The 24,264-nt window shown below is 37.4% G+C and carries 19 protein-coding genes, 4 pseudogenes and 1 other annotated feature (1 of these 24 only partly in view); of the genes and pseudogenes, 4 read left to right on the top strand and 19 right to left on the bottom strand.

The features are described from left to right. Nucleotides 1–6: 6 nt before the first annotated feature. From coaE to NBRC111893_RS03890, 9 genes and pseudogenes are all read right to left on the bottom strand, one after another. Nucleotides 7–603: a dephospho-CoA kinase gene (coaE, locus tag NBRC111893_RS03930; RefSeq protein ID WP_125008072.1), complete on the bottom strand. Its 597-nt coding sequence runs from the start codon at nt 601–603 to the stop codon at nt 7–9. A 1-nt stretch (nt 604) separates the two neighbouring features. Continuing rightward, a complete protein-coding gene (gene mutM / locus NBRC111893_RS03925) occupies nt 605–1,444 on the bottom strand; it encodes a DNA-formamidopyrimidine glycosylase (protein WP_125008071.1) in 840 nt (279 codons plus the stop codon). A gap of 26 nt (nt 1,445–1,470) precedes the next feature. Continuing rightward, nucleotides 1,471–4,120: pseudogene (gene polA, locus NBRC111893_RS03920) on the bottom strand (DNA polymerase I). A gap of 199 nt (nt 4,121–4,319) precedes the next feature. After that, complete coding sequence (locus NBRC111893_RS03915) at nt 4,320–5,039, bottom strand: Bax inhibitor-1/YccA family protein (protein ID WP_125008070.1); 720 nt, start codon at nt 5,037–5,039, stop codon at nt 4,320–4,322. Between the two features lie 100 nt (nt 5,040–5,139). Next, nucleotides 5,140–6,470: pseudogene (gene murC / locus NBRC111893_RS03910) on the bottom strand (UDP-N-acetylmuramate--L-alanine ligase). A 27-nt stretch (nt 6,471–6,497) separates the two neighbouring features. Then, a complete protein-coding gene (locus NBRC111893_RS03905; RefSeq protein ID WP_225417560.1) occupies nt 6,498–8,675 on the bottom strand; it encodes a DNA translocase FtsK in 2,178 nt (725 codons plus the stop codon). Then, nucleotides 8,672–8,908: a hypothetical protein gene (locus NBRC111893_RS03900; protein ID WP_125008069.1), complete on the bottom strand. Its 237-nt coding sequence runs from the start codon at nt 8,906–8,908 to the stop codon at nt 8,672–8,674. The genes NBRC111893_RS03905 and NBRC111893_RS03900 overlap by 4 nt, the downstream gene beginning before the upstream one ends. A gap of 24 nt (nt 8,909–8,932) precedes the next feature. Further along, complete coding sequence (ytpR, locus tag NBRC111893_RS03895; RefSeq protein ID WP_125008068.1) at nt 8,933–9,574, bottom strand: YtpR family tRNA-binding protein; 642 nt, start codon at nt 9,572–9,574, stop codon at nt 8,933–8,935. Between the two features lie 29 nt (nt 9,575–9,603). Continuing rightward, nucleotides 9,604–9,923 (bottom strand): annotated as a pseudogene (locus NBRC111893_RS03890) (thioredoxin family protein). Nucleotides 9,924–10,133: 210 nt separating this feature from the next. Between NBRC111893_RS03890 and NBRC111893_RS03885 the strand changes: the two are divergent. Beyond that, on the top strand, nt 10,134–10,355 hold the full coding sequence (locus NBRC111893_RS03885; RefSeq protein WP_125008066.1) for a hypothetical protein: 222 nt from the start codon (nt 10,134–10,136) through the stop codon (nt 10,353–10,355). Here the strand turns inward: NBRC111893_RS03885 and trmB are convergent. The 3 genes from trmB to NBRC111893_RS03870 all read right to left on the bottom strand — a co-directional run bounded on the left by trmB (nt 10,342) and on the right by NBRC111893_RS03870 (nt 13,001). Continuing rightward, on the bottom strand, nt 10,342–10,986 hold the full coding sequence (trmB, locus tag NBRC111893_RS03880; RefSeq protein ID WP_125008065.1) for a tRNA (guanosine(46)-N7)-methyltransferase TrmB: 645 nt from the start codon (nt 10,984–10,986) through the stop codon (nt 10,342–10,344). The genes NBRC111893_RS03885 and trmB overlap by 14 nt on opposite strands. 64 nt (nt 10,987–11,050) lie before the next feature. After that, nucleotides 11,051–12,265, bottom strand: coding sequence for an ABC transporter permease (locus tag NBRC111893_RS03875; protein WP_125008064.1), 1,215 nt, complete (start codon nt 12,263–12,265; stop codon nt 11,051–11,053). Beyond that, on the bottom strand, nt 12,258–13,001 hold the full coding sequence (locus NBRC111893_RS03870; protein WP_125008063.1) for an ABC transporter ATP-binding protein: 744 nt from the start codon (nt 12,999–13,001) through the stop codon (nt 12,258–12,260). The genes NBRC111893_RS03875 and NBRC111893_RS03870 overlap by 8 nt, the downstream gene beginning before the upstream one ends. Before the next feature lie 127 nt (nt 13,002–13,128). On the opposite strand from NBRC111893_RS03870, the gene NBRC111893_RS03865 reads away from it, so the two are divergent. The 3 genes from NBRC111893_RS03865 (at nt 13,129) to NBRC111893_RS03855 (ending at nt 14,902) form a co-directional block, all read left to right on the top strand. Next, a complete protein-coding gene (locus NBRC111893_RS03865; RefSeq protein WP_125008062.1) occupies nt 13,129–13,557 on the top strand; it encodes an HIT family protein in 429 nt (142 codons plus the stop codon). Nucleotide 13,558: 1 nt separating this feature from the next. Continuing rightward, nucleotides 13,559–13,873, top strand: coding sequence for a hypothetical protein (locus NBRC111893_RS03860; RefSeq protein ID WP_125008061.1), 315 nt, complete (start codon nt 13,559–13,561; stop codon nt 13,871–13,873). Between the two features lie 144 nt (nt 13,874–14,017). Further along, on the top strand, nt 14,018–14,902 hold the full coding sequence (locus NBRC111893_RS03855; RefSeq protein WP_125008060.1) for a peptidylprolyl isomerase PrsA: 885 nt from the start codon (nt 14,018–14,020) through the stop codon (nt 14,900–14,902). A 53-nt stretch (nt 14,903–14,955) separates the two neighbouring features. Here NBRC111893_RS03855 and NBRC111893_RS03850 read toward each other — a convergent pair whose 3' ends face one another. From NBRC111893_RS03850 to argS, 7 genes and pseudogenes are all read right to left on the bottom strand, one after another. After that, nucleotides 14,956–15,918, bottom strand: a complete 963-nt coding sequence (locus NBRC111893_RS03850; protein WP_125008059.1) for a 3'-5' exoribonuclease YhaM family protein — start codon at nt 15,916–15,918, stop codon at nt 14,956–14,958. A gap of 31 nt (nt 15,919–15,949) precedes the next feature. After that, complete coding sequence (locus NBRC111893_RS03845) at nt 15,950–16,222, bottom strand: ATP-binding protein (protein WP_125008058.1); 273 nt, start codon at nt 16,220–16,222, stop codon at nt 15,950–15,952. Nucleotides 16,223–16,230: 8 nt separating this feature from the next. Further along, the gene (locus tag NBRC111893_RS03840; protein ID WP_125008057.1) at nt 16,231–18,474 is read right to left on the bottom strand and encodes an ATP-binding protein; all 2,244 of its coding nucleotides are present in this window, start codon (nt 18,472–18,474) and stop codon (nt 16,231–16,233) included. Then, a complete protein-coding gene (locus NBRC111893_RS03835) occupies nt 18,471–19,700 on the bottom strand; it encodes a metallophosphoesterase family protein (protein WP_125008056.1) in 1,230 nt (409 codons plus the stop codon). Before NBRC111893_RS03835 ends, NBRC111893_RS03840 begins: the two co-directional genes overlap by 4 nt. An 83-nt stretch (nt 19,701–19,783) precedes the next feature. Further along, nucleotides 19,784–20,128, bottom strand: coding sequence for a YlbF family regulator (locus NBRC111893_RS03830; RefSeq protein ID WP_125008055.1), 345 nt, complete (start codon nt 20,126–20,128; stop codon nt 19,784–19,786). Between the two features lie 66 nt (nt 20,129–20,194). Next, nucleotides 20,195–22,299: pseudogene (locus NBRC111893_RS03825) on the bottom strand (PBP1A family penicillin-binding protein). A 148-nt stretch (nt 22,300–22,447) separates the two neighbouring features. Further along, nucleotides 22,448–24,139, bottom strand: a complete 1,692-nt coding sequence (argS, locus tag NBRC111893_RS03820) for an arginine--tRNA ligase (RefSeq protein ID WP_125008054.1) — start codon at nt 24,137–24,139, stop codon at nt 22,448–22,450. Nucleotides 24,140–24,194: 55 nt separating this feature from the next. Further along, nucleotides 24,195–24,264: a binding site (T-box leader), on the bottom strand; it runs 99 nt beyond the window's last position.

Raw genomic sequence — 24,264 nt, 5'->3', positions numbered from 1 at the left:
GAACTATCACTCCTTAAATTTTTCTTTTTTTAACCAATCATTTATTTGTTGTTTTGTTAATTCAAACTTACCTGAATTATAAAATACGATATCGGCAAGTTCTTGCTTAATTGTCATTGGCCACTGACTAGCAATTCTCTTGGTAGCATCAGCAATCGAAAGTTGATTTCGCTTCATTAATCTTGCAAGTTGCGTAGTGGGATCAGCATACACCACCACTATTTCATCAACTATACTATTGTAACCATTTTCAAACAACGTTGGCGCATCGATTACAACTAATTCTTTAGCTGAGTAATAATCAATTTGACGATAAATTTCCGCTTCAATAAAGGGATTAATTACCCGAATCAATTTAGACAGTTCAATCTTTGAACTAAATACTAGATTACCTAACTTACGCCGATTTAATTCACCATTTGCATCTAAAAAGTCGCTTCCGAAATTATCGATAATTGCCGCCAATCCAGCTTGATCTTTAGACTCAACATCTCGGGCCACTAAATCTGCGTCAATAATGGGAATTTTCAACGATTTAAGGTAATTGGAAACTTGCGTCTTGCCGGTGGCAATCCCACCGGTCAACCCAATAATCTTAGTCACTTTATTCCTCCTCAGGCAATACCTGACAATGAGGACAGAAGTGAGTACCCCTTTGAGCTAGTTTAATCTTAACTATGGGCGTACCACAACGTAAACAAGGTTCTCCTTGTCGGCCATATACATTTAATTGGTTTTGAAAACTACCAGCCTCGCCGTATGCATTAGAGTAGGAGTGAACCGTAGTTCCATGCCCCGCAATGGCTTTTTGAAGTTCTAAAATAATGTTTTTTCTTAACTCAGCCAATTCAGCCTTAGTCAATGAATTGGCCTGTCGTTCTGGATGGATTTTACTCATCCAAAGAACTTCATCAGCATAGATATTACCTAGACCAGCAATATTGCTTTGATCGAGCAAGAATGGTTTAACTACTTTTCTACTCTTACCAAAAATTTTAATCATATATTCTAGAGTTAAAGTTTCTTCAGTTGGTTCTGGGCCAATCGTTCTTAAGCCAGCAACATCATATTCATCGCCAGTATTTACTACTGACATGCGACCAAATTTACGGGTGTCATTATACCTTAGTTCTCGGCCATCGTCTAAATGAAAAATAATATGAGTATGTTTATGTGGTTTCTCACCCTCGGGAACAACATCGTAATTACCTTCCATTCTTAGATGAGAAACGATTGTTAGTCCGCCCGACAACCGAATCAGCAAATATTTTCCTCGGCGATCAACTTTTTCTAGCTCACGACCTTTAAGGGTAGCGATAAATTGGTCACCAGTAACGTTACTGATCATCTTCGGATACAACACTTCAATATCCTTAATTTTACTTCCCGCAACTAATTCATTTAGTCCTCTACGAACAGTTTCTACTTCAGGTAATTCTGGCATCTAAAAACCCTCACTAACATAATTAATTATTTTGCTTCATACCATGTTTGACCATAATGACTTTCAACCTTTAAGGGTACCGCTAAATCAATTGCTTCATCCATCACCTTAGGAATTAAAGTTTTAATTTCAGCTAATTCTTCTTCAGGAACTTCAAAAATCAATTCATCGTGGACCTGTAATAACATCCGGGTATCCATATTCTTTAATGCTTCATCCATTTTAATCATTGCGATTTTAATAATATCTGCAGCACTCCCTTGAATTGGGGTGTTCATCGCCGTTCTTTCTGCGAATGAACGCAAATTAAAGCTCTTAGAATTGATGTCTGGTAAATATCGGCGACGATGTGCAATAGTTTCAACATATCCATGTTCACGAGCAAATTTTACCACATCTTCAGTATATTTCTTAACCCCAGGATATTCTTCAAAGTACCGATCAATAAATTCATGGGCTTGTTTTCTAGTAATTCCTGTATTATTGGCTAACCCATAATCAGAAATTCCGTACACAATTCCAAAGTTAACTGCTTTGGCTTGGCGCCGAAGATTAGAAGTAACATCATCATTAGATGCGAGGCCGAAAATTCGCCGGGCTGTTTCAGCATGAATGTCCTCGCCAGACTTAAAGGCTGCTTGCATATTCTCATCACCAGATAAAGATGCTAATACTCGTAATTCAATTTGGGAGTAGTCAGATGAAAAGATTTGCCATCCTTCATGGCTAGGCACAAAGCCTCGCGAATTCGTTTACCTTCTTCGGTTCTGATGGGAATATTTTGTAAATTAGGATCAACCGATGATAAACGTCCGGTGGCCGTCAATGTTTGTAGGTATCGCGTATGAACTTTTGAGTCTTCTGGGTGAATTACTTTTAGTAATCCTTCAATGTATGTCGATAATAGCTTACTGATTTGACGATAATCTAGCACATTTTGAACAATTGGCGCATCCGGAGCTAGCTTTTCAAGAACATCGACAGCAGTTGAATAACCAGTCTTAGTCTTTTTAATAACTGGTAATTGAAGCTTTTCAAAAAGAATTTTGCCTAACTGTTTAGGCGATCCAATGTTGAACTCCTCACCTGCTTGATTAAAGATTTGTTGTTCAATCTCACTTTGACGTTCCTTGAATTTACTACCCATTTCTTCGAGGGTTTGAGGTAACACTTTGATTCCCGCAATTTCCATCCGTGATAGCACAAAAGCAATTTTAATTTCCATATCCCGGTATAAATTAGTCTGGTCATGTTCCTCTAGCTCAGCAAACATTTTTTCGTGTAGCTGATCAATCGCACAAACTTTATGAATCAAATGAGCTAAAAACTCTGGTTGATCAATTGGAATGGAGCGTTTTGCGCCTTTGCCATAAACATCTTCATCAGTCTGAATATTCCGATAGCCTTGACTTCTAGCAATCGTGGCTACATCGTTACTATTATTGCTAGTATCCAATAGATAAGAAACTAACAACATATCAAAATCAACGGCCGATAACCTAATATCTAGTCGATTTAAAGCAACGTAGGTCCGTTTAGCATCAAAACATTAACTTTAACCGTCTGTGATTCAATTAATCGCTTAATTGGTTGGCTAGTTAGTAATTCAACCTCGTTCGTTGCAAACCACTTGTCACCACTACCGATCGCGAAACCAATGATATCGGCCAAATGATAATTTTCATCACTTAGTTCAATTTGAAGTGAGAATTCTTTATCAATTGCAGCACTAACATCGGCAACGTTATCCTTGGTTAACACAACGTAGTTGATTTCTGTACTTTGATTTTCTTCAGTACTTGGTGCCAATTTATCCAAAAATGATTTAAAACTCATTTTTTCATAAAAGGCAGTTAAAGCTTCCGTATTATCGCCTTGATAAACCAAGTCATCCAAACCAATCATGAGCGGTGCATCACGATTAATAGTTGCTAGCGTTCTTGCCATTAACGCTTTATCTTGATCGTTGATTAAATGTTCTTTAAGCTTTTTACCTGATACTTCATCAATATTCGCATAAATATTGTCAATCGTTCCAAATTGTTGGATCAACTTAACGGCCGTTTTTCACCGACTTTTTCAACTCCAGGATAGTTATCTGATGTATCCCCTCGGAGACCCTTAATTTCAATAATTTGGTCTGGTTTTAACCCCTAATTTTTCTTTAACATAGTCCGGAGTGTACGACTCTAAATCCGTAACTCCTTTTTTAGACACCTGAACTGTCGTGGTAGCTGAAGTTAATTGGGTTAAGTCACGATCCCCCGTCACAATTACTGTCTGATAATCGCCAGACTCATCAGCCTGTTTTGATAAAGTTCCAATAATGTCATCAGCCTCGTAATCCGCTAATTCATACGTTTTAATTCCACGAGCAGCAAGCATTTCTCGTAAATATGGAAATTGTTCTGATAATTCACTGGGAGTCTTACTTCTGCCTCCCTTATAATCATCGAACATTTTGGTTCTAAAAGTTGTCTTGCCAGCGTCAAAAGCAACCAACACATCCGTTGGTTGTTCATCTTCTAATACCTTATTCAACATTAAGTTAAAACCGTACATCGCACTGGTATGCAATCCCTCGGAGTTAACAAATCTTTCCATCGAAGTATAAAGCGCATAGAAAGCTTTGAATGCGACACTATTTCCATCAATTAATAATAATTTTCTTGGCATTAGAATCTCCTAACAATTTGTATTGTGCGTAATTCTTCTTACATAATTTTACCACGAAGGCGGCAGTTATTACCTGGGTTACCTAAGAATAATTCTAATTAATCTAATTTAAATCAACCCTTTTAATATAAAAACAAGGTATACGAAGAATTTTAAGATAAATTCCTCATATACCTTGTTTAACTTGACCAAACTTAAATTATTTACTATCAGTTACCCCAATAATATTTAATAATTGAATGAATAAGTTAACAAAATCTAAGTATAGTTGTAATGCGCCGAATACCGCAATTCCATTAACTGAAACCTGGCCAGTACTACCATATTGCATGTACATCTTGGTGAGTCGGTTAGAATCATACATTGTTAAAATTGAGAAAATAACAACTGCAGCAAGTGACAAAAAGAATCCAATCGCTGAACTTCGTAAGAAAATGTTGATTACCATAGCAACCATCAACGCAATTAATGCTCCAGTCACTTGAGTCCCAAGCTTATTTAAATTACGTTTAGTAACAACACCCATAATCGCCATTGTAACGAAGATGGCAGCAGCGCTTAGGAAGGCTGAAAATACTGAGGCACCTGTGTAAACCAGTAGCAGTGACGAGAACACTAGCCCCGTCAATACTGCATAAACCATTAACATCACGAAACTAGCTGTGGGTCGCTTCATTGATTGAACCGAAATGACCATCGGAATAATAATCCAAGCAATTAATGAACCCCATCTGATTAATGGGTTTGCAGCCATTGCCATCGCTACAGTTCCGTTACCGGCTTCAACAACTAAATAAGCCGTAATCGCTGAAACAAGAACAGCTAATGACATCCAGCCATACATCTTGGTTAAGAATTTATTCAACCCTGCATCGGCGTTAACTACTCGCCGGGCATTTTGGTTTGAAAAGTTATCCAATTAAATCGCTCCCTTTTTATTGTTTTAAGTAATTCTAGCAAACAAAAACCATTAATCAAGGAATTATACTCAATCAATGGTCTTCATAATGGAAAATTAATTAATTAACTTTTTTACTTAAGTGACTAAGCAATTCTTCATAAGCTTGTTCGTATTTTTGAATATCTCCGGCACCCATAAAAATCACAACGTCATTATCATAATCAAGCAATGGTGACATGTTTTCGACTTTTAGGATTTCGCCACCTTTAGTAATTTTAGCACCAAGGTCTTGAGAAGAAACATTTCCCGACTTCTCACGTGGTGAACTGTAAATATCAGTTAGATATACTTTGTCGGCTAAGTTCAAACTTTTAGCAAAATCATCCATTAAAGCAATAGTTCGACTAAATGTATGTGGTTGGAATACTACAATAATTTCCTTACTAGGGTACTCCTGACGAGCAGCATCTAGCGTTGCTTTGATTTCTGATGGATGGTGGGCATAGTCATCAATGATTGTCATATCAGCAACTTTTCTTTCTGAGAAACGGCGCTTAACTCCTGAGAAACTAAGGAGTTCTCGCCGAATTTCATCAAGATCAACTTTTCAAAGTATGATACTGCAATCACTGCAAGTGAGTTCAATACGTTATGTTCACCATACAATGGCACTTCAAATTCACCCAATGATTCACCATGATACATTACCGTAAACGTTGAACCACTAGTAGTTCGCTTAACGTCAACCGCTTGGAAATCATCAGTGTCTTTTAGACCATAGTAATAAACAGGAACATCCGCTTTAAGCTGACGTAAATTCTCATCATCGCCCCATGCAAAGATGCCTTTTTTGACGTGACTAGCAAATGACGTAAAAGCATCAACCACATCATCAATACTTTCATAATAATCTGGATGATCAAAATCAATGTTAGTCATGATTGCGTAGTCAGGATATGTAGCTAAGAAATGGCGGCGATATTCGTCCGCCTCATATACGAAGAACCGAGCATCGGGAACCCCTTTACCTGAACCATCACCAATTAGGTAATCAGTAGGTGAAATTCCTGACAATACGTGGGCTAACAAGCCAGTAGTACTAGTCTTACCGTGAGCACCGGCAACACCAATACTAGTCTTACCTTCAATCATTTTGCCTAAGAAGTCATGGTAGCGATATACAGTTAAGCCCATATCGCGCGCCTTTTTAATTTCTGGATGATCATCGTTAAATGAGTTACCAGCAATGATTGTTAAGCCTTCGTGAATATTTTCCGGGTCAAAGGGCATTACTTTGATGCCCACCTTTTCTAATCCCCGTTGTGTAAATGTATATTGTTCAATGTCTGAACCTTGGACCTTCATGCCACGATCATGCAAGATCAGTGCCATGGCACTCATCCCTGTTCCCTTAATTCCTACAAAATGATAAGTTGTATCTGAATCCATATCTCTCTTCCTAACTAAAGTTATTTTTTATTCCTGCTCACTATTCTTACGATAGTAGATTTCTCTTGGTTTAGAACCATGCTGCTCTGAAATATAATGCTGATCTTCTAAATCATCAATAATCGTCGCAGCTCTATTATACCCGATTGAAAAGACTCGTTGAAGCTTTGAAGTAGAAATTGAGTCTTCTTCCGCAATATAATTTAGTACGTCGCCCATAATCGGATCGCTTTGTTCTGCTTCCTCATATGATTTTTTTAGTTGTTCCGGTGAAAATTGATATTGAGGTGATCCAGTTTGTCTAACATAATCAATCACCCGATGGATCTCATCATTCTTAACGAACGCCCCTTGTAATCTGGCAGGTTTTGATGAGCCGCTTTGCAAGTATAGCATGTCACCTTTACCAAGTAGCTTTTCAGCCCCGGAAGTGTCCAAAATTGTTCGAGAATCAATTTGACTTGATACTGCAAACGCAATTCTCGTGGGAATATTATTTTTGATGGTTCCGGTTACTACGTCTACACTTGGTCGCTGCGTAGCAACAATCAAGTGGATTCCAGCTGCTCGAGCCTTTTGCGTAATTCTAGCAATATACATTTCAGTATCTTGAGAAGAAACCATCATCAAATCAGCTAATTCATCAATCACGATTAAGATATATGGCATTTTTAATCCATATTCACCAGAATCCGCAACCTTTTGATTAAATTGCTTAATATTTTGAACCGAAGCAGCTGCTAACTTCTCATAACGTTCATCCATTTCCTTAGTGACCCACTTCAATGCCTGAGTTGCAGTCTGCGGATCAGAAATAACCGGCGCTAGTAGATGTGGAATTCCACTATACATTGATAATTCAACCGCCTTTGGATCGATTAACAACAACTTTAAATCAGCTGGACTGGCTTTATACATCAACGAAGTTAGTAACCCGTTAATAAAGACACTTTTACCAGAACCTGTTGCTCCAGCAATTAAAGCATGGGGCATTTTAGCAATGTCTCCGACTACTGGAGTCCCCGAAATATCTTCACCAATGGCTGCAACCAAAGAGGCTGGTTCATTAATAAACTCTGGCGAATCAATAATTTCAGCTAGATTGACTGGCCGAGAATGCGGATTAGGAACTTCAATTCCAACAGTTGATTTACCAGGAATGGGAGCTTCAATTCGAATATCTTTAGCGGCTAATGCTAATTTAAGATCATCAGACAAGTTGGTTATCCGACTGACCTTAACTCCCAAAGCTAATTTGATTTCAAACTGAGTAATTGTTGGACCCACAGTATAGTTAACTACCTCAGCATTGACTTTAAATGCTGATAATGTTTGATTCAATTTTGTAATTTGATCAGTTACAAATGAATCATTCAACTGCGTATTATTAGTTTGTTCCTTATCCAATAACGTAATTGAAGGCCGCCAATGGTCACTAACGGCCATAGCTTGTTTATCACCCATATCCTTAGAAGCTATCCGCTGGTCATCTGCCTGCTTAAAATCAGCTTCTGACGATAAACCATCAGCAAAAGAATTAGTAGCTAAATCTTGACCAGTCTGAGATGGTCGCTCAACCGAGTGATAATTAGCTTCACTAGAACCACCACTCTTGCGATTAAGCATTGATTTGAATGACTTACTAAGCCCCTTACGGACCTTAACCTTTTTCATCGGTTTAGTAATCTGATGACTTGAGTCGTCATCGCTTGATTCATCTTCACTATTGTCTGAAATAGCTTCATCACTATCTGGATTTTTTTCATAAACAATTGCCTCTGGTTCAACATCGTCAACGTTATCCGCTTGCTGTTCCATATCGGCCTTACTAGATAAAAATGAATCCATTTCATTAGTTGTCTGATCAGCAGCGTCCCTATTATCAAGATTCATTAATGATTTTTGATCATTATCAATTAGTGATGATTCATGCTCATCTGAATTTTCTTCAGTCTGAGTCCCATCAAGCCATTGGTTACTTGGCATTGGTGATGTGACTGTACCTGATTCACCATCAACTGATTTATTAATGGTTAGATCCGTCGCGACATTTACCATATCATCGCGTCTATCTAGATCAAAATCATATCCTGAATTATCGTTACTAAACAAAATTAATTGGTCAGAGTCAACTGATAATTCTCGCTTAAATAAATCATACAGTCCTCGCCGCCTAGTTTCCGGAACGGCAACTTGACCCTTCACAGCTGATTTTCGCGCAATTTTTCACTTGGCAAATCATAAAACGAACGAACAGAATCCAATGTCCGTTGCCGACGCTGAGGTTTATTTGAAGTCGGTGTCTTAGCAGCAGGCTGACGATGCAAATCGCTGGCTTCAGATTGGCGTTCACTGGCTTCGGTATTTAGTTTTTCTTTATTTTCCTGCCGTTTTCCGCGTTTTCTGCGAAAAAAAGCAGGGCCATCATAATGATTCATTGCAATCCCCTGCGTTTTTTCTTTTTAATCAAAAATATGTTGACCTTTTGCAAAATCGAAGGTGTCTCCAACTTCGCCAAAATCATCTGGTAAAATCAATGCTCCTTTTTTCTGTGGAGCATTAGCTAAGCGTAATTCACGGCCGGAAACAATCATCCCATCACTTTCAACACCGCGAAGCTTACCTGGCCAAATTATTAATCCATCAGGCATCATTGCACCAACCTTAGCCACAACTACTTTAATATTATCTGTAATATTTGGTGAACCACTAACGATTTGAAGTTCTTTACCACCATCAACTACAGTAGTTGTTACTTTTAAATGATCAGAATCAGGATGATCTGCGATTGCTTTAACGTAACCAATAACGAATTTTGGTTCTGGATCAAATTCAATATCACCATCAAAGCCAGCATCAGACAATACTGAATTCAATTTATCAACATCATTGGCCGTTAGTGGCATTTGCCCGTTAACGCCTGTTAAATCATCAAGAATTTCACTAGCATTAAAAAAGTTGTATCCTAATGTTTCATTGGTGTTAGCGTCTGAGATTCGCGCAATACCATTGTTAACCTGTTGATTTTGCTCTTTAGTATCTGGGCGTAAAATAACGATTAATGTATCGCCTGTTCCCTTTGGATTATAACTTGCAATTAACATTTAAAAAACCTTTCCATACATCAATTTAATTAATTAAGTGAGTTAATGAAATCTTCGACTTCTTTTTGGTCTTCCGGTCACCATTATTGTACCGGCCGATTTCGTCACCATTTGAAAATGCAACGAAGCTTGGGATTCCCATGATTCCCATTTCTGCAGCTAAATCAATGTTTTCATCACGATCAACTGTTAGAAATTTGTACTCGGAAAATTCCGCTTCAATTTCTGGCATAGCTGGCTTAATAAAACGGCAATCTGGGCACCAGTCAGCAGTGAAGAATAGCATATACTTACCATCCTTAATCTGATCGATCATGTTCGCGTAATTTGTTTTTTCAAGTACTTCCATTTGAAATCCCTTTTCTTTCCACTGATTGTATCAGTTGATTTACAAAGAGCAAGCTTGCTATATAATATAACCAATAATTAAAAATGTTAATTACCGGAGGAAATACTATGCAAGCTAAATCTCTTCTATATAGTTTATCACTTACTACCATTTCTATGGCATTTTTTTGTCGCTAAAAAACTAAGTGATACCAAAAAAAAACATGCACTAATGCGGTCACTCAAGCACCGCTTAATCAATAAAGTTAAACCGACGATTGACGACTCTGGATTAACATTTTTGGGTAGCTGGTTTGAACAAAATGATAATGACGGTAACCAAGTATTTCACTTTGGTTTAGATTATAAAGATGCTGCCGCCAACGTTTTAATTCACGAATACTATGCTGACAAATCTGGCGTAATTACCAGTCACCAAGTTACTTTGAACTAAACTTGGCAACTAATTTATAAATTGGTCCTTTAGGGCTAAATTTTTGTTCATATTCAGTTTCAACGTTCGTTATTGCTTCTGGTGAATTATGAAGGTCTAAACTAACGTACTCATAGTTCATTCCATAATTATTAAAACTAATTAATGAATATTCAAATAGTCCCCGGTTATCTGTCTTAAATTCAATGGATCCGTCTTCTTGCAGAACCGCTTGATAACTTTTAAGGAATCCAGGAGAAGTTAGTCGTCGCTTAGCATGTCTTGATTTTGGCCATGGATCTGAAAAATTAAGGTAAATTTTTTCAATTTCGTGTTGATTGAAAAATTCATCAACATCCCCACCATCAGTCAAAACAAATTGAAGGTTAGGCGTTGGTTTTTCAAGAAATGTTCTTAATGCAGTTGCAATTACCGATTCTTGAAGTTCAATTCCAATAAAATTAACTTCTGGATGCTGTCTAGCCATTTCAATAATAAATTGGCCTTTTCCGGTTCCAATTTCTACATGTAATGGCTGCTCTTGAGCAAAACGAGATTGCCACTTCCCCAGATAATTTTTTGGCTCTAATACAATATATTCTTGATGCTCCTGGATATAAGATGCTGCCCAGGGCTTTTTTCTTACTCTCATTTTTATGGCCTACTTTCTTTTTATACATAACTAAAGCTGGGGTTAATTCACCTCAGCTTTTTAATTAACGTTTTGTAGCAGCTCGTCTTAGTCTACTTGGAACATACCAATAAATAAACCCAACCAACTCAACTACCTCAGCAATAATCACTGATATAATTGTAAGCCAATTATTAAAATTGGCAACTGCCACTGCAATTACAAATAATCCGGCCGTAACGACTAACATATTCCTAATTACAATTTGAAAACTACGCAATTGATTCTTTTGATCAATTGGATAGATGTGAACAAAAGCATTGTTATCAAAGTGATAATAAAATGGGACTAGCTGAAAGCCAATCAAATAGATAAATAATACCGCTAAGATAACTGGTAACCACGTGCCACTGACAAATAACAATAGTGCCAAACCAATTACCGTTAACCTAACAAACAGGCCACTCATTTCCGTATCTCTAATAATACCATGTGCATACAGGTACAAGTAAGTATTTTCTGATTTCAACTGAATTCGATTTACTAACCAGTCAAGGTAACGACGTCGTTTGACTGAACCGTTCATCGACTTAACATCTGTAAATAAATTAAAGAATGAATAAATTGTATGCATTCGACTATTTTCATCGGCAATCGTGGTTTGCCAATTAACGGCAACATTGCGAGCTAATTTTCGAGAATACCATGCCAATCCAAGCAGACATATCGCACTAATTACCGTCCCAAATATTGCATTAGTATAAAAGCTTACTAATAATGCGATTAATGGCAATCCTAACCTAAGTGCCATTCGATTGCCCAAAACACTGGTTACTTTAAACTTACGGATAAAGTCACTTAACAACCATGTGATTTTGAGCAAAATCAAAGTAGCCAACAAAAATCCGGCTTGCACATGTATTGTCCGATCCATGAACGGAATACTGATAAACCAAGCTATCACCTGCACCACAATCGCAATTATCAAACTATATCTAAAGCCCGCTCTGAAATAGCGATACATTTCAGCTTCTTTAGGTAACCAAAAGACATAGTCTGGGTCTTCAATCAACGTCGCCAACCGACCTAATTGTAAACTGGCCGTGAACACGATTATCATTAATAACGGCGCCCACCAAGTTCCTTGACGAAGGTCATTTAAAATACCTGAATAGTAATAACCCAAACCACCGACCATAAACATTAATGCAAGGACGAAATAATCATTAAAAACGAGACGCAGGTACTTCAGCATTTCTGTTAAGTGGGTTGATAATCTGGTTCGGAATAAACTATTCATCCCGCTCACCCTGCTGTTTTGCTAGTGTTAGGTAAATATCATTCAATGAATCTCCCGCCTCTGGAAATTCATGTTTCAATTCATCAAGGGTGCCTTCTGTTCTAACTTGTCCTTCGTGCACCAAAACAAACCGGTCACAATACTTCTCTGCGGTATCTAGCACATGAGTAGACATTAAGATGCTAGCGCCTTCTCGCTTCCGTTCTGTAATTAATTTTAATAAATCACTAACCGCAAGTGGATCTAGGCCCAAGAATGGTTCATCAATAATAAATAGTTTGGCATTGGTCATGAACGCGCAAACAATCATCACTTTTTGACGCATTCCTTTCGAAAAATTGTCTGGGAACCAATCAAGTTTATTATCTAATCTAAATGTCCTTAATAGCTCATGTGCTCGGTTCCAGGCCTCATCTTTGTTTAAGCCATAGGCCATGATAGTCATTTCAATATGTTCTTTTAACGTAAGTTCTTTATAAACAATCGGGGATTCAGGAATATATGCAATTTGTTCTTTATATTTTTTTAGATCTTCATTAATTGTTGTACCATTGATTTCAATTGAACCAGAAAACGGTGTTAACAATCCAATAATATGATTAATTGTCGTTGATTTTCCGGCACCATTAAGCCCAATAAGCCCAACAAGCTCACCATCCTTGATGTCGAAGGTAATATCTTTTAATACGGGGACCGAAGAATAGCCACCAACTAACTTATTGATTTTTAAAGCCAACACGCCACTTCCAATCGTATAAATTTACATCGACGATTATAACATAGGTCACAAAACTTTGAATTAGTCTTAGGACTAAGCAATGTTATAATCAGAGTATAATGCTTTAGAAAGAAGGTTATTCACAATGAAAGATTGTATTTTTTGCAAAATTGTTGCTGGCGAAATTCCTAGTTATACTATCTATGAAGATGATGTTGTCAAAGCATTCTTAGACATTTCCCAAGGGACACCAGGCCATACACTAGTCATCCCTAAGAAACATGTGCCGAACATCTTTGAATATGATCCTGAATTGGCAGGTGAAGTTTTTTCAAGAATCCCTAAGATTGCGCGAGCTATTAAGGCCTCGAATCCTGAGATTCAAGGAATGAACATTGTTAATAATAATGGCCAAATTGCTTATCAATCAGTGTTCCATTCACATTTCCATTTAATTCCCCGCTATACAGATCATGATGATTTTAGTATGACATTTAAGGATAATTCTAATAAATACGCTCCCGAACAACTAGAAACTATCCAAAATTCAATTATTAAGGAATTGGGCAATTAATATGAAGACATGGCTTAAAGTAGTTGGCGGTTCTGCCCTCTTAGCTGGAATCTACTTATATTCCCGGGAAGAAACCCCTCAAGAATTTATTGTAAATGCCAAAGAAAAATTCACACAAAAAAAGACCGATGTGGCGAATTTTAAGACGGCGGTCGACAATTTCAAAGATTCACTTAATAATTTCACTGAGAAATCAGCAATTATTAACAACGTAATGAATGACTTACAACGAAACATTGATGAAGCAATGTTTCAAATTGAACCACGCCTTGAAGAAATTCAAAAACATTCTGACAATCTGAACGATTTGAATTAATCATAACTTTTAAGGTTCATTTAATGTTTTTGAATATTTGTTTAAGTTTGAGCATCACTAGTGCATATTGGCGTTTGTATGTTATCATTTTTAAGAACGTTTGCTTTTAAACGCAAAAATCTGTAGAAATGGATGTGTTTGTATATGAAAAAATGGCTAATCGCTTTAGCCGGAGTATTACTTAGTTTTACTCTTGTCGCTTGTGGTAGTAAATCAGTTGCCACAACTAATGGTGGAAAGATTACCGAAAGTGCTTATTACAGTAGCTTGAAAGGTACTTCAAGTGGTAAACAAGTGCTTCAACAAATGATTTTGAACAAAGTATTGCAAAAGCAATATGGTGACAAAGTTAAGGACTCTGAAGTAAACAGTGACTTTAACAAGTATAAGAAACAATACGGTTCATCATTCAATGAAGTCTTACGACAAAATGGTATGACTGCTTCAGGTCTTAAAGATGATATTCGTTCTAACCTTCTTCTTCAAGCAGCCGTTAAGGATAACATCAAGATTACTGATGCTCAACTACAAAAGCAATTTAAGTCTTACCAACCAAAGGTTACAGTTAACCAAATTTTGGTCGCTAAGAAATCTACTGCTGAAAAAGTTATTAGTGAACTTAAAGATGGTAAGAGCTTCTCTAGCTTAGCTAAGAAGTACTCAACAGATTCTGCTACTAAGAACAAGGGTGGTCGAATTGCTGCCTTTGATAACACTAATACTTCACTTGATTCTAACTTCAAGAAAGCTGCTTTCAAGTTGAACAACGGTGAATACACTAAGACACCTGTTAAGACTCAATACGGTTACCAAGTAATCCAAATGGTTAACCACCCTAAGAAGGGTTCATACAAAGATCACGAAAGTGAATTGAAGGACCAAATTGTTCAAAGCAAGCTCCAAGACAGTGCTACTGTTAAATCAGTTGTATCAAAAGTCTTGAAGAAGGGTAATGTTCAAATTCAAGATAAAGATCTTCAAAACGTCTTATCTGACTACCTCACAACTTCATCAAGCAAAAAGAAATAAATTAAATAAAAAAGAGGTTCACTTCGTATCGAAGTGAACCTCTTTTTTATTAATCAAATATCAAGATTATTCCGTTTTTGTTGGGCGGTAAACCGTCGATTATCCAAGCCAAAGATTTTATCTGAAAACTCTCCCGGTTTGGTTTGTCCAATAGCACGTTTCATCATCATTATTGAAGCATCTAATTCATCTAAATCGTGTAAGATTTCGGCTTCTAAAAGTTGTGGCCGCTCTGGTGAACCATATTCTTTTAATCCATGGTGAGATAACACCATGTGCCTTAATAATAACAAGTCTTCTGAATCCTGAGCAATCCCTAAACTGTCAGCTGCTTCGACAATTTCAGCATCAATAATACTTAAATGGCCTAATAAATTGCCGGCTAATGTGTACGTTGTGCCAATTGGTCCAGAAAGCTCAATTGTTTTTCCTAAATCATGCAGAACTGCTCCAGCATATAGTAACGGAGCATCAATACCACTGTATTGATCAACAATATGTTCAGCTAGTCGAACGATTGAAATCGTATGAAAGGCTAATCCACCTTCAAAATCATGATGATTAGACTTTGCAGCAGGGAATTCAAAAAACGCCTCTCCGTGCTTTTGTAATAAGAAACGGACAATTCGACTATAAGTTGCATTCGTAATTGAAAAGACAATTTTATCGATTTCAGCCTTCATATCGTCTTCCTTCATCGGTGCCGCTTGAACAAAATCCTCACGAACCAAGTGTTGATCATTATTTGGCAAATTCATTGAAACAATTTTAATTTGAGGACTGTTTAGATAACTTTCTCGTTTTCCAGTTAAATGAACAATTGTCCCGGCAGTGAATTTAGCAACATCTTCATCACTAGCATCCCAATACATTCCGTTGATTTCACCTGATTTATCTTGGAAAGTCATTGCTAAGAACTGTTTACCGTTCTTGGCCACCCGTTTTTCAGCCTTCTTCAACATCACAAACATTTCAAAATCTTCATTTTCAACTAAATCCATTAATTGCTTTGCCATATTTGTTCTCCTTCACGTGGACCAATTTCAATTAAATTTTTAATTGGGCTAATTCAACATTATCCTCTGGTTGGTTAGCAGTTAAATAGATAACTTGGGTTCGCTCAGCAACTTTAGTCAGTAATTGGTAAGCATTTTGGCGGCGTTGCTGATCAAAATTAACAAATCCGTCATCAATAATAATCGGCATCGCATACGTATCAGCGAAATTAACCGCCATTGAAAGTACTAGTGCTAGATAAAGTTGTTCCAACGTTCCCCGGGATAATTCATTAATATCAAAACTATAGTCATTATCAGACATCACTGTAATTACGTCATTAAAATCGATTTTTTATACTTACCATCCGTTAACAAGCCAAAATATTCAGTTGCCTGATTAAGGATCTTAGGCAGCCGTCCTTTGGACGCAATATCTAAAACCCGACTAATAAATTCGGAGCTAGTAGATAACGCCACATAACTATGCACATCAGCAATAATTTCTGCCTGCATATTTGCTAGCTGTTGATTTAACTGCTGATATTCACCATCTCTAACCAAGTGGTTCAACCGAATTTGTGCTTCAGTCGCCGCTTGCTCATCGCGATTTAGCGCTGTCTGTAGCTCAGCAATCGCTTGTTTGGCCTCATCAATAGTTTTTTGCACAGTCATTAAATTAGTATCCGGATTTATTTTAACGTTAGTTGATTGAATTTGCTCAGTTAATTGCTGCTTTTTACTCAATTGACGCGTGATAATCTGTTGGCTAGCATATTCTTCATCAAACTCCGTAATGTTCTTTAAGGAGCGTTCATTCAAGAATTGATCAAGGGTCGTGTTTATCTTAGCCAATGCTGATTGTTGTTCAGTTAACATGTTTTGCAGCATGGTCAACTTATTCTCGATTGCTAAGGCATCATTAGATTCCCTTTGCCACCGACTGACACTTTGTCGAATTACTTCTAGTCGTTCAGAATACCCTGCATTTGGGGAAATTGCTAACCAATCATTAGCAAATTGCCACTGATTGAAATAGGCCTTAACTTCAGTATCAAACACTTTCGTGTCTGCATCAAGAGTATTAATTTCAGACTGCAAATCATCTATTTGAGTCAATACTGACTGAATTGTCAACCAATTTTCTTCAGCAAGATTTCCCATTGAAAATTGCTGCCGAATTGCTTCAAAACTCGATTTAATTGATTCTTCATCAACCACCTGGTCAGTTGTTGATTGAGCCCGACCTAAGCCGAAATAATACCCAATTGCCACGCCAGCAGCAATTCCGATCAGTTTAACAAAGACTGAATTAATCAATAGTCCAATAATTGCCACTGCAGCCCCAACACCTAACATCAATGGGCTCTTAATTGTAACTGACTGCTGATTGCTACTTCGGCGTTGCTGGTTAACTGATGCTGCTTGGGCTTGGTCGGCCAATAGTGATGCTACCCGTTGCTTAGTCATATCATCAAATGGTTTTGGTAACGGTTCAAATAATTGATGTTCATCCATCAACGCTTGAATTTTATCACTGTCAGCAAGGCGACTTGCTTGATTATATGCTAAGTGTGACACCTTGTCTTGAACTGAGACAGCATCGGCTACTAGGTCATTAATTTGCTCATCATTTTGCCGATAAAAATTTACTGCTGGTGACATGCTGACCGTCAATTGAGGGTCAACTAATTGATCTTTAATTTTAGTGATTTCTTTTTCAATTTGATTTTTCTCTGCCAAATATTCAGCCAACTGACTCTTATCGCGATCCGCGAAGCCTTCTTTCAGATCTTCCTCATTAACTGGCGGTAACTGTTTCAATTCTGTTAAGAGTGGCACAATTCTAGCTTGAGATTCTAAATCAGCTAACGCGGCCTGCTTGTTCTCAAGTTCTGCCTGATGCTGAGTATTAACAGTACTTAGCCGTTTAACATCCATAGTTAATTGCTGGTAGTCACTAAAATTAGCTTTTGCTTCTTGAACTCGCTCACTCAATTGATCATAGTCTCGTAATTCTTGATTAATTTTTCGTTTAGTTCCTTTTTTAGCAAACATTCCTGATGCTTGGCTCTCAAAGTCAGCACTTAAGTCAAATAGCTGAGACGCTCCAGTAACGCCTAGTTCTTGAATTCGTTGTCGGAGCTCATCAATATCCATTTTATATAGATCACTTTGCGAATATTCACCAAAGTAAAAAAGATTGTCGTAAATATTTCGATCAATCGGCGCAATCAGTTCTTCAAAGTCAGTTTTTGTCAGTTCAGTTTCATTAGTCAGATTAAAGAATTTAACCTTCCCGCCATGCGTTCCTTTAGTTCTAATCACTCGATAACGTTGGCCATTTTCTTCAAAATATAGTTCCCCACCATACTTACTGCCGTCCTTGGGGATATACTTTCCATGCACGGCTTGCCGACTAGATTGAAAGCCGAATAAAATTGATTTAATGAAATCAACGATCGTTGACTTACCAGCCTCGTTAGCCCCGACAATTATTTGAATTGGTGCATTTAATTCAATGGTTTGATCTGACCACTTACCATAACCATAAATTTCCAACTTTTGAATTATCAATTGTCATTATCCCCCTGGTCATAATTAATCTTCTCACTGATCAGTTGCCTACTAGTTTGAATAATCTCATCAACTGATTCCGGATCATTTAAATCATCTAAAATAAATTTATATGCGCTAAACAAGTTTTGATATTCATCAATAGCTTGTGGATTAAGAACATCAATTGCGGCCTGATCAAAAAATTGCTGATCAAGAGGCGTATCAATTTGAGAGTTTATAACTTGATATTTAAGTGACACCACAAACGCATTAAGTGTTGCAAGCTCCTTGGCATTAGTTGATTGAATCACGGCCAATAGATCTCCATTATTGATATTCGCACTGATGTCAGTATTTGGTTGTTCTGTCTTAAATACTACTCTAACCAAAGTGGTGGTGATTAACTGCAAGTCAGCCAATTGCGCCATCGTCTTAGTAACAATTTGATTAATATCAAGATCATCAATATCCACGACTAACAACCGCCAATCAATAACATCCGTCTTTTTGAATTCTGGAATCAGTTGATTTCCTTCACTTGAAACCATCAAATATCCTTTGTCTCCGGCTTCGTTAATACTTCGACCTTGGGAGTTTCCAGCATAATTGATGGTATGGGCATCATTCAAAGATTGTCGTTTATGGATATGACCTAGTGCCCAATAGTCATAATGTTTGGCTTCTAATTGACTAACTGAGAATGGCGCATAATTAGCTTCTGGTGAATCAATCGAATCTGCGCTGCCATGCATGATGCCAATCGCCCAATCACTACTTCCCTTAACCGGAAAACTATCAGCATAACTTTCATGGATCCACTGGTTTTTAAAACTAAATCCAGATAAAGCAACTGTTTGACCGTTATCAAGCGTAATCTCAGTTGTCGATACATCGTTATTAAATACATGCACATTTTCTGGATAACTAACTGACTTATTATCAAAATTAAAGAAGTCATGATTTCCAAAAATTAGAAATACCGGAATCTGATGGGCAGCTAATAAATTAAATTGATCATTAATAAATACATCAGCAGCGATGCTCCGCCCATTTCGATCAAATAAATCGCCAGCAATAATCACAAAATCCACTGAATTAGAAATCGCATCTGTAATAATCTGCTCAAATGAACTAAACGTTGATTTGGTAATTGCTGATTCCAAGTCAGCAGGCAAGTTGTTTTTTTGAATCAATCCAGAAAACGGGCTGTCTAAGTGGATATCTGCGGCATGAATAAACTTCATTATTATCTCCTTTTAATCATTAAATTAATTATGTACAAAAAACACCTCAATTAGCGAATTACTCACTAACCTTGGTGCTGTTTTTAATTGCGATATAAATCAACAATTGGTTGCGTGACAACTTTGTTAATATCATTTAACAAGTTGTTAAGGCCTTGTTCTTTGTTCATTAAATCAGTGATTTTTTCGTTAGTACTCATTTGTTGAGCCATTGTTTGAGCTTGTGTTAACTCATCTTCGCTTGGCTGTTGACCGCTAGCTTGCTTTTGTTGTAATCCCATTTGCAAATTTTGAAAATTTTCAAATAATTCAAATGTTTCCTTGTCAGCCTTTAAAGTTGCGTAGGCCTCGGCTAATTGTTTAAATTCTGGTGCTTCTGTTACTTGCGCTTGTAATGCACTTGCGGCATTTTTAATATCATCAGTCATAAGTATCCACCTTAATTATTTGTTAGTACTAGTTTAACATAGAATGTATTGACCTCAGCCGTTTTTTTAATTTCCGCCAAGCCAATTTTTAGCGTCATCTATCAGATCCTTGGCCTTATCCTCCAAGCTGCTACCAACTTCATTAGCCTTATCTTGGATGGTGTTCCAAACTGAACTGCTGGATTCTTTTGACTTATCCTTAGCCAAAGTGGCTGCATCCTCAGTGTTAAAACTAGAATTCTTAGTATATGGCAACATCGTTTGCATTTCATTTCTAAACAATGCTCCCACGCCCGTGCCACTTAAATTTTCCAGGTGATGAGTTGAATTGGTACTATCGAATCCTTCCCAGGTAGCAACAACTAAATCTGGAGTATAGCCAATAATCCACTTATCTTTGGTGGCATCACTTGAACCAGTATTATCAGCCTCGGTACTACCGGTTTTTCCAGCCACTGAGTAACCATACGGTTTCGCTTCTACCCCAGTTCCGTTGTTAAACACCCCCAGCATCATACTAGTCATTTGTTTGGCAACCCCTGAAGACATGATTTGCCGACCATTTTGTTGCTCTGTATTATCAACAATTACCTTACCAGTCGAATCAACAATTTTCCGAATGTAAAACGGCTTCATAACCTTACCACCATTTGCAAAGGCGGTATATGCTCCGGCCATTTGTTGAGGAGATACTCCAGAGGTTAATCCTCCGAGCGCTAACGCTAAGTTCTTATCACTCTTGGTTACTGGAATATTGAAATTTTTAACCGAATCATATCCCCGATTGACACCAATTTGGTTTAGTAACCAAACAGCTGGAGCATTCATTGATTGGGCTAAAGCTTCATACATTGGCACACTGCCTTGGTACTGATTATCATAGTTCTTTGGCGTATATTTATTTGATCCATATGATTTTTCTTATCAACTAAGCTTGAGTCATACTTATACCCCGCTTGAAGTGCTGGGGTATAAACCGCCAGTGGTTTCATTGTTGAACCAGGCTGCCGCTTAATCTGGTTAGCCCGGTTAAATCCTCGGAAAACGTGTTGTCCTCGACCACCAACCACAGCACTAACCCCACCGCTGCTTGGTGAAACTGCGATTGAAGCTGCCTGAACCTGAGTTCCATCAGCCGCATTAGCAGGAAACAGTAGATTATTATCGAAGTTCTGTTGCATGGCTGCTTGTTGATTTTGATTCAAGTTAGTATAAATTCGGTAACCTTTATTCATAATTTCAGACTCAGTTAATCCATACTTATCAATGGCTTCATCAATGACCGAGTCAAAGTAATAAGGATATTTATAGCCATCTTTGCGAACATAGGTATCGTTCAACGTGATTGGAGTTGCTTTATAATAGTCGGCTTGGCTTTGAGTAAGCTGATTATTTTCAACCATTAATTGTAAAACCACATTTCGCCGCTCTCTGGCAGCTTTAGGATGATCAATTGGATTAAATGCACTTGGAGAGGTCAGCATTCCGGCCAACACCGCCGATTCAGCGGCATTCAATTGAGAAGCATCCTTACCAAAATACTTTTGCGAAGCATCTTGAACGCCCCAAACTCCATTACCAAAGTAAGCGTTATTCAAATACATCGTTAAAATCTGATGCTTGCTATAATCATTTTCAACCTGAATTGATAAAAATAATTCCTTTAACTTCCGACTAAAGGTTTGTTCCTGTGACAAATAAGCATTTTTCACTAGTTGTTGGGTTAGCGTACTTCCACCACCACTAATATAATCCCGACCTAGCAATTTATTTTTAATTAATAATAAGACGGCTCTGGCTGTTCCCTTTACCGAAAATCCATATTCGTGATAAAAATTTCGGTCTTCTGTCGATAAAACGGCCTTAGGAATATTACTAGAAATTCGATTTAATTTTACGTAAGTACCCTTCTGAGCGTAAAGCTCACCTGCCTTTTTATTATTAACATCAAAAATTTCTGTCGTCTTAGACAATGATGACTCTAAATTATCAACATGAGCTGTTTTAGCCATGTAAGTTAGATAAGTGCTCAAACAAAGAATAAGCATCAAAACAACAACCATAATCCATTTTAACAAGTGAAATTTTTTATTTACTCGTCGCCATCGTTGATGAATTGGTTTTATCTTGGCTTTTAATCTGTGAAAAAAGCCCGAAGAATTGTTATTCATACATGATCTCCTTTTTAATTACTTGGATATTGTATCACAACCAATCCATTTGGCCTCAACACAGGCCAAAACTTAAATGACCTTTTAAGAAATTTAACCAATCTGTTAATAAATAAAAAAGCCTGCCAAATGGCAGGCTTTTAATAAATTACATTTCGTCTGGTGCTTTAACTCCAAGCAAGTTAAGGGATTCTTTCAAGACAATTGAAACAGCTTTAACTAATGATAATCTTCCAGCTAAGCCGTCATCATCACCCAAAATGGTTGAGTGAGCATAGTACTTATTAAATGCCTTGGCAAGTCTTAATGAGTACTTAGCGATTTCTGATGGTTCAAAATCAACACAAGCACTCTTAACAACTTCCGGAAAGTCTTGAAGTGTTCTAATAGTTTCCCAGGCGTTTTCATCAGTAATTGATTTGTCAGCGGCGCGTAAGTCGATATCGCCAGCCTTCTTCAAAATACTTTCAGCACGAGCGTGTGAGTATTGAACGTAAGGTCCAGTTTCTCCTTCAAATCTAAGTTGATCTTCAAGCACAAAGTCAATATTGTTTGTTCGTTCGTTCTTCAAATCACCAAAGATAATTGCTCCTACCCCAACTTCTTTAGCAACTTCTTCTTTGTTAGGTAAATCTGGGTTTTTAGATTCAATTTGCTTTTGAGCAAGATCGATTGCTTCGTCCAAAACTTCATCTAACAGAATGATCCGACCTGAACGGGTTGAAAGTTTCTTACCATTAACGGTAATTAAGCCAAATGGGATATGGTGTAGGTCTTCAGCAGACTTTAAGCCCATTTCAAGCAATACGGCTTTCAATTGTTGGAAATAATATGTTTGTTCTGAACCAACTACATATAAATTCATTGCTGGTTTGTATGTTTGATCACGATAAATTGCAGTTGCAATATCCCGAGTAATGTATAAGGTAGCGCCATCACTCTTTAAGATCAAAGCTGGATTCAAATCATATTTATCAAGTTTAACAACTTGAGCTCCTTGAGACTCTTCTAGAAGCCCTTTGTCCTTCAAGATATCAATACCTGCTTGCATCTTATCATTATAAAATGCTTCACCGTTGTAGGTATCAAAATCAACGCCCAACTTATCATAGATTTGATTGAAGGCTTTCAATGATTCATCACGGAACCACTGCCATAAGTATGTGGCTTCTTCGTCACCATCTTCCAGCTTCTTAAACCATTCACGAGCCTCATCATCCAATTCAGGATGTTCTTTATCTTCTTTATGGAACTTAACATAGTACTTAACCAAGTTGTTGATTGGGTCAGCTTTAACGTCATCTTCGTTACCCCACTTCTTGTAGGCAACAATTAGCTTACCAAATTGGGTTCCCCAGTCACCCAAGTGATTATCTTTAATTGGATGGTAACCGTTCTTAACTAAGATCTTAGCGATTGAATTACCGATAACGGTTGAACGTAAATGGCCCATTGAAATTGGTTTAGCAATGTTAGGAGATGACATATCAATAGGAACATTGCCGCCCTTACCAGAATCGTTTTGACCGTAAGCGGCGCCTTCTTCTAGGACGTCAGTAATTACTTCATTACTCATGTGGGCCTTGTTAAGGAAGAAGTTAATGTAAGCTCCTTTAACTTCAACCTTGTCATAAGAAGCTGCATCGATTTTTGAAATTAATTCTTCAGCAATCATGTTTGGGGACTTATGCATTGATTTTGCCAGAGTAAAGGCTGGAAATGCTAAGTCACCCATTGCGAAGTCTTTTGGTGTCTCTAACTTTTGGTAAACTTCGGCTGAAGTTAGTTCACCGTCTAATGCACCTAAAATTGAGTTTGTAACTTGTGCTTTATAATCCATTTTCATAACCTCCAAAAAATTGTATAAAAAAGTCTCTTGCAACATTAATATGATTGCAAGAGACGAGACTTAACCCGCGGTACCACTCTAATTGATATAAATATATCCGCTTAATTATTAACTTT

This window comes from Lentilactobacillus kosonis (assembly GCF_003864335.1).
Taxonomy (GTDB): domain Bacteria; phylum Bacillota; class Bacilli; order Lactobacillales; family Lactobacillaceae; genus Lentilactobacillus; species Lentilactobacillus kosonis.
The sequence above is the reverse complement of the archived record's forward strand: the minus strand, read 5'-3'. Positions and strand labels throughout refer to the sequence as shown.

Bases quoted from the DNA above. Each gene is read 5' to 3' on its own strand.
- NBRC111893_RS03835 (WP_125008056.1), bottom strand. From the start codon at position 19,700: ATGAAGTTTATTCATGCCGCAGATATCCACTTAGACAGCCCGTTTTCT.
- trmB (WP_125008065.1), bottom strand. From the start codon at position 10,986: ATGAGAGTAAGAAAAAAGCCCTGGGCAGCATCTTATATCCAGGAGCAT.
- NBRC111893_RS03900 (WP_125008069.1), bottom strand. From the start codon at position 8,908: ATGAATCATTATGATGGCCCTGCTTTTTTTCGCAGAAAACGCGGAAAA.
- argS (WP_125008054.1), bottom strand. From the start codon at position 24,139: ATGGATTATAAAGCACAAGTTACAAACTCAATTTTAGGTGCATTAGAC.
- mutM (WP_125008071.1), bottom strand. From the start codon at position 1,444: ATGCCAGAATTACCTGAAGTAGAAACTGTTCGTAGAGGACTAAATGAA.
- NBRC111893_RS03885 (WP_125008066.1), top strand. From the start codon at position 10,134: ATGCGGTCACTCAAGCACCGCTTAATCAATAAAGTTAAACCGACGATT.
- NBRC111893_RS03855 (WP_125008060.1), top strand. From the start codon at position 14,018: ATGAAAAAATGGCTAATCGCTTTAGCCGGAGTATTACTTAGTTTTACT.
- NBRC111893_RS03865 (WP_125008062.1), top strand. From the start codon at position 13,129: ATGAAAGATTGTATTTTTTGCAAAATTGTTGCTGGCGAAATTCCTAGT.
- NBRC111893_RS03875 (WP_125008064.1), bottom strand. From the start codon at position 12,265: ATGAATAGTTTATTCCGAACCAGATTATCAACCCACTTAACAGAAATG.
- NBRC111893_RS03845 (WP_125008058.1), bottom strand. From the start codon at position 16,222: ATGTCTGATAATGACTATAGTTTTGATATTAATGAATTATCCCGGGGA.
- NBRC111893_RS03850 (WP_125008059.1), bottom strand. From the start codon at position 15,918: ATGGCAAAGCAATTAATGGATTTAGTTGAAAATGAAGATTTTGAAATG.
- NBRC111893_RS03860 (WP_125008061.1), top strand. From the start codon at position 13,559: ATGAAGACATGGCTTAAAGTAGTTGGCGGTTCTGCCCTCTTAGCTGGA.
- ytpR (WP_125008068.1), bottom strand. From the start codon at position 9,574: ATGTTAATTGCAAGTTATAATCCAAAGGGAACAGGCGATACATTAATC.
- NBRC111893_RS03830 (WP_125008055.1), bottom strand. From the start codon at position 20,128: ATGACTGATGATATTAAAAATGCCGCAAGTGCATTACAAGCGCAAGTA.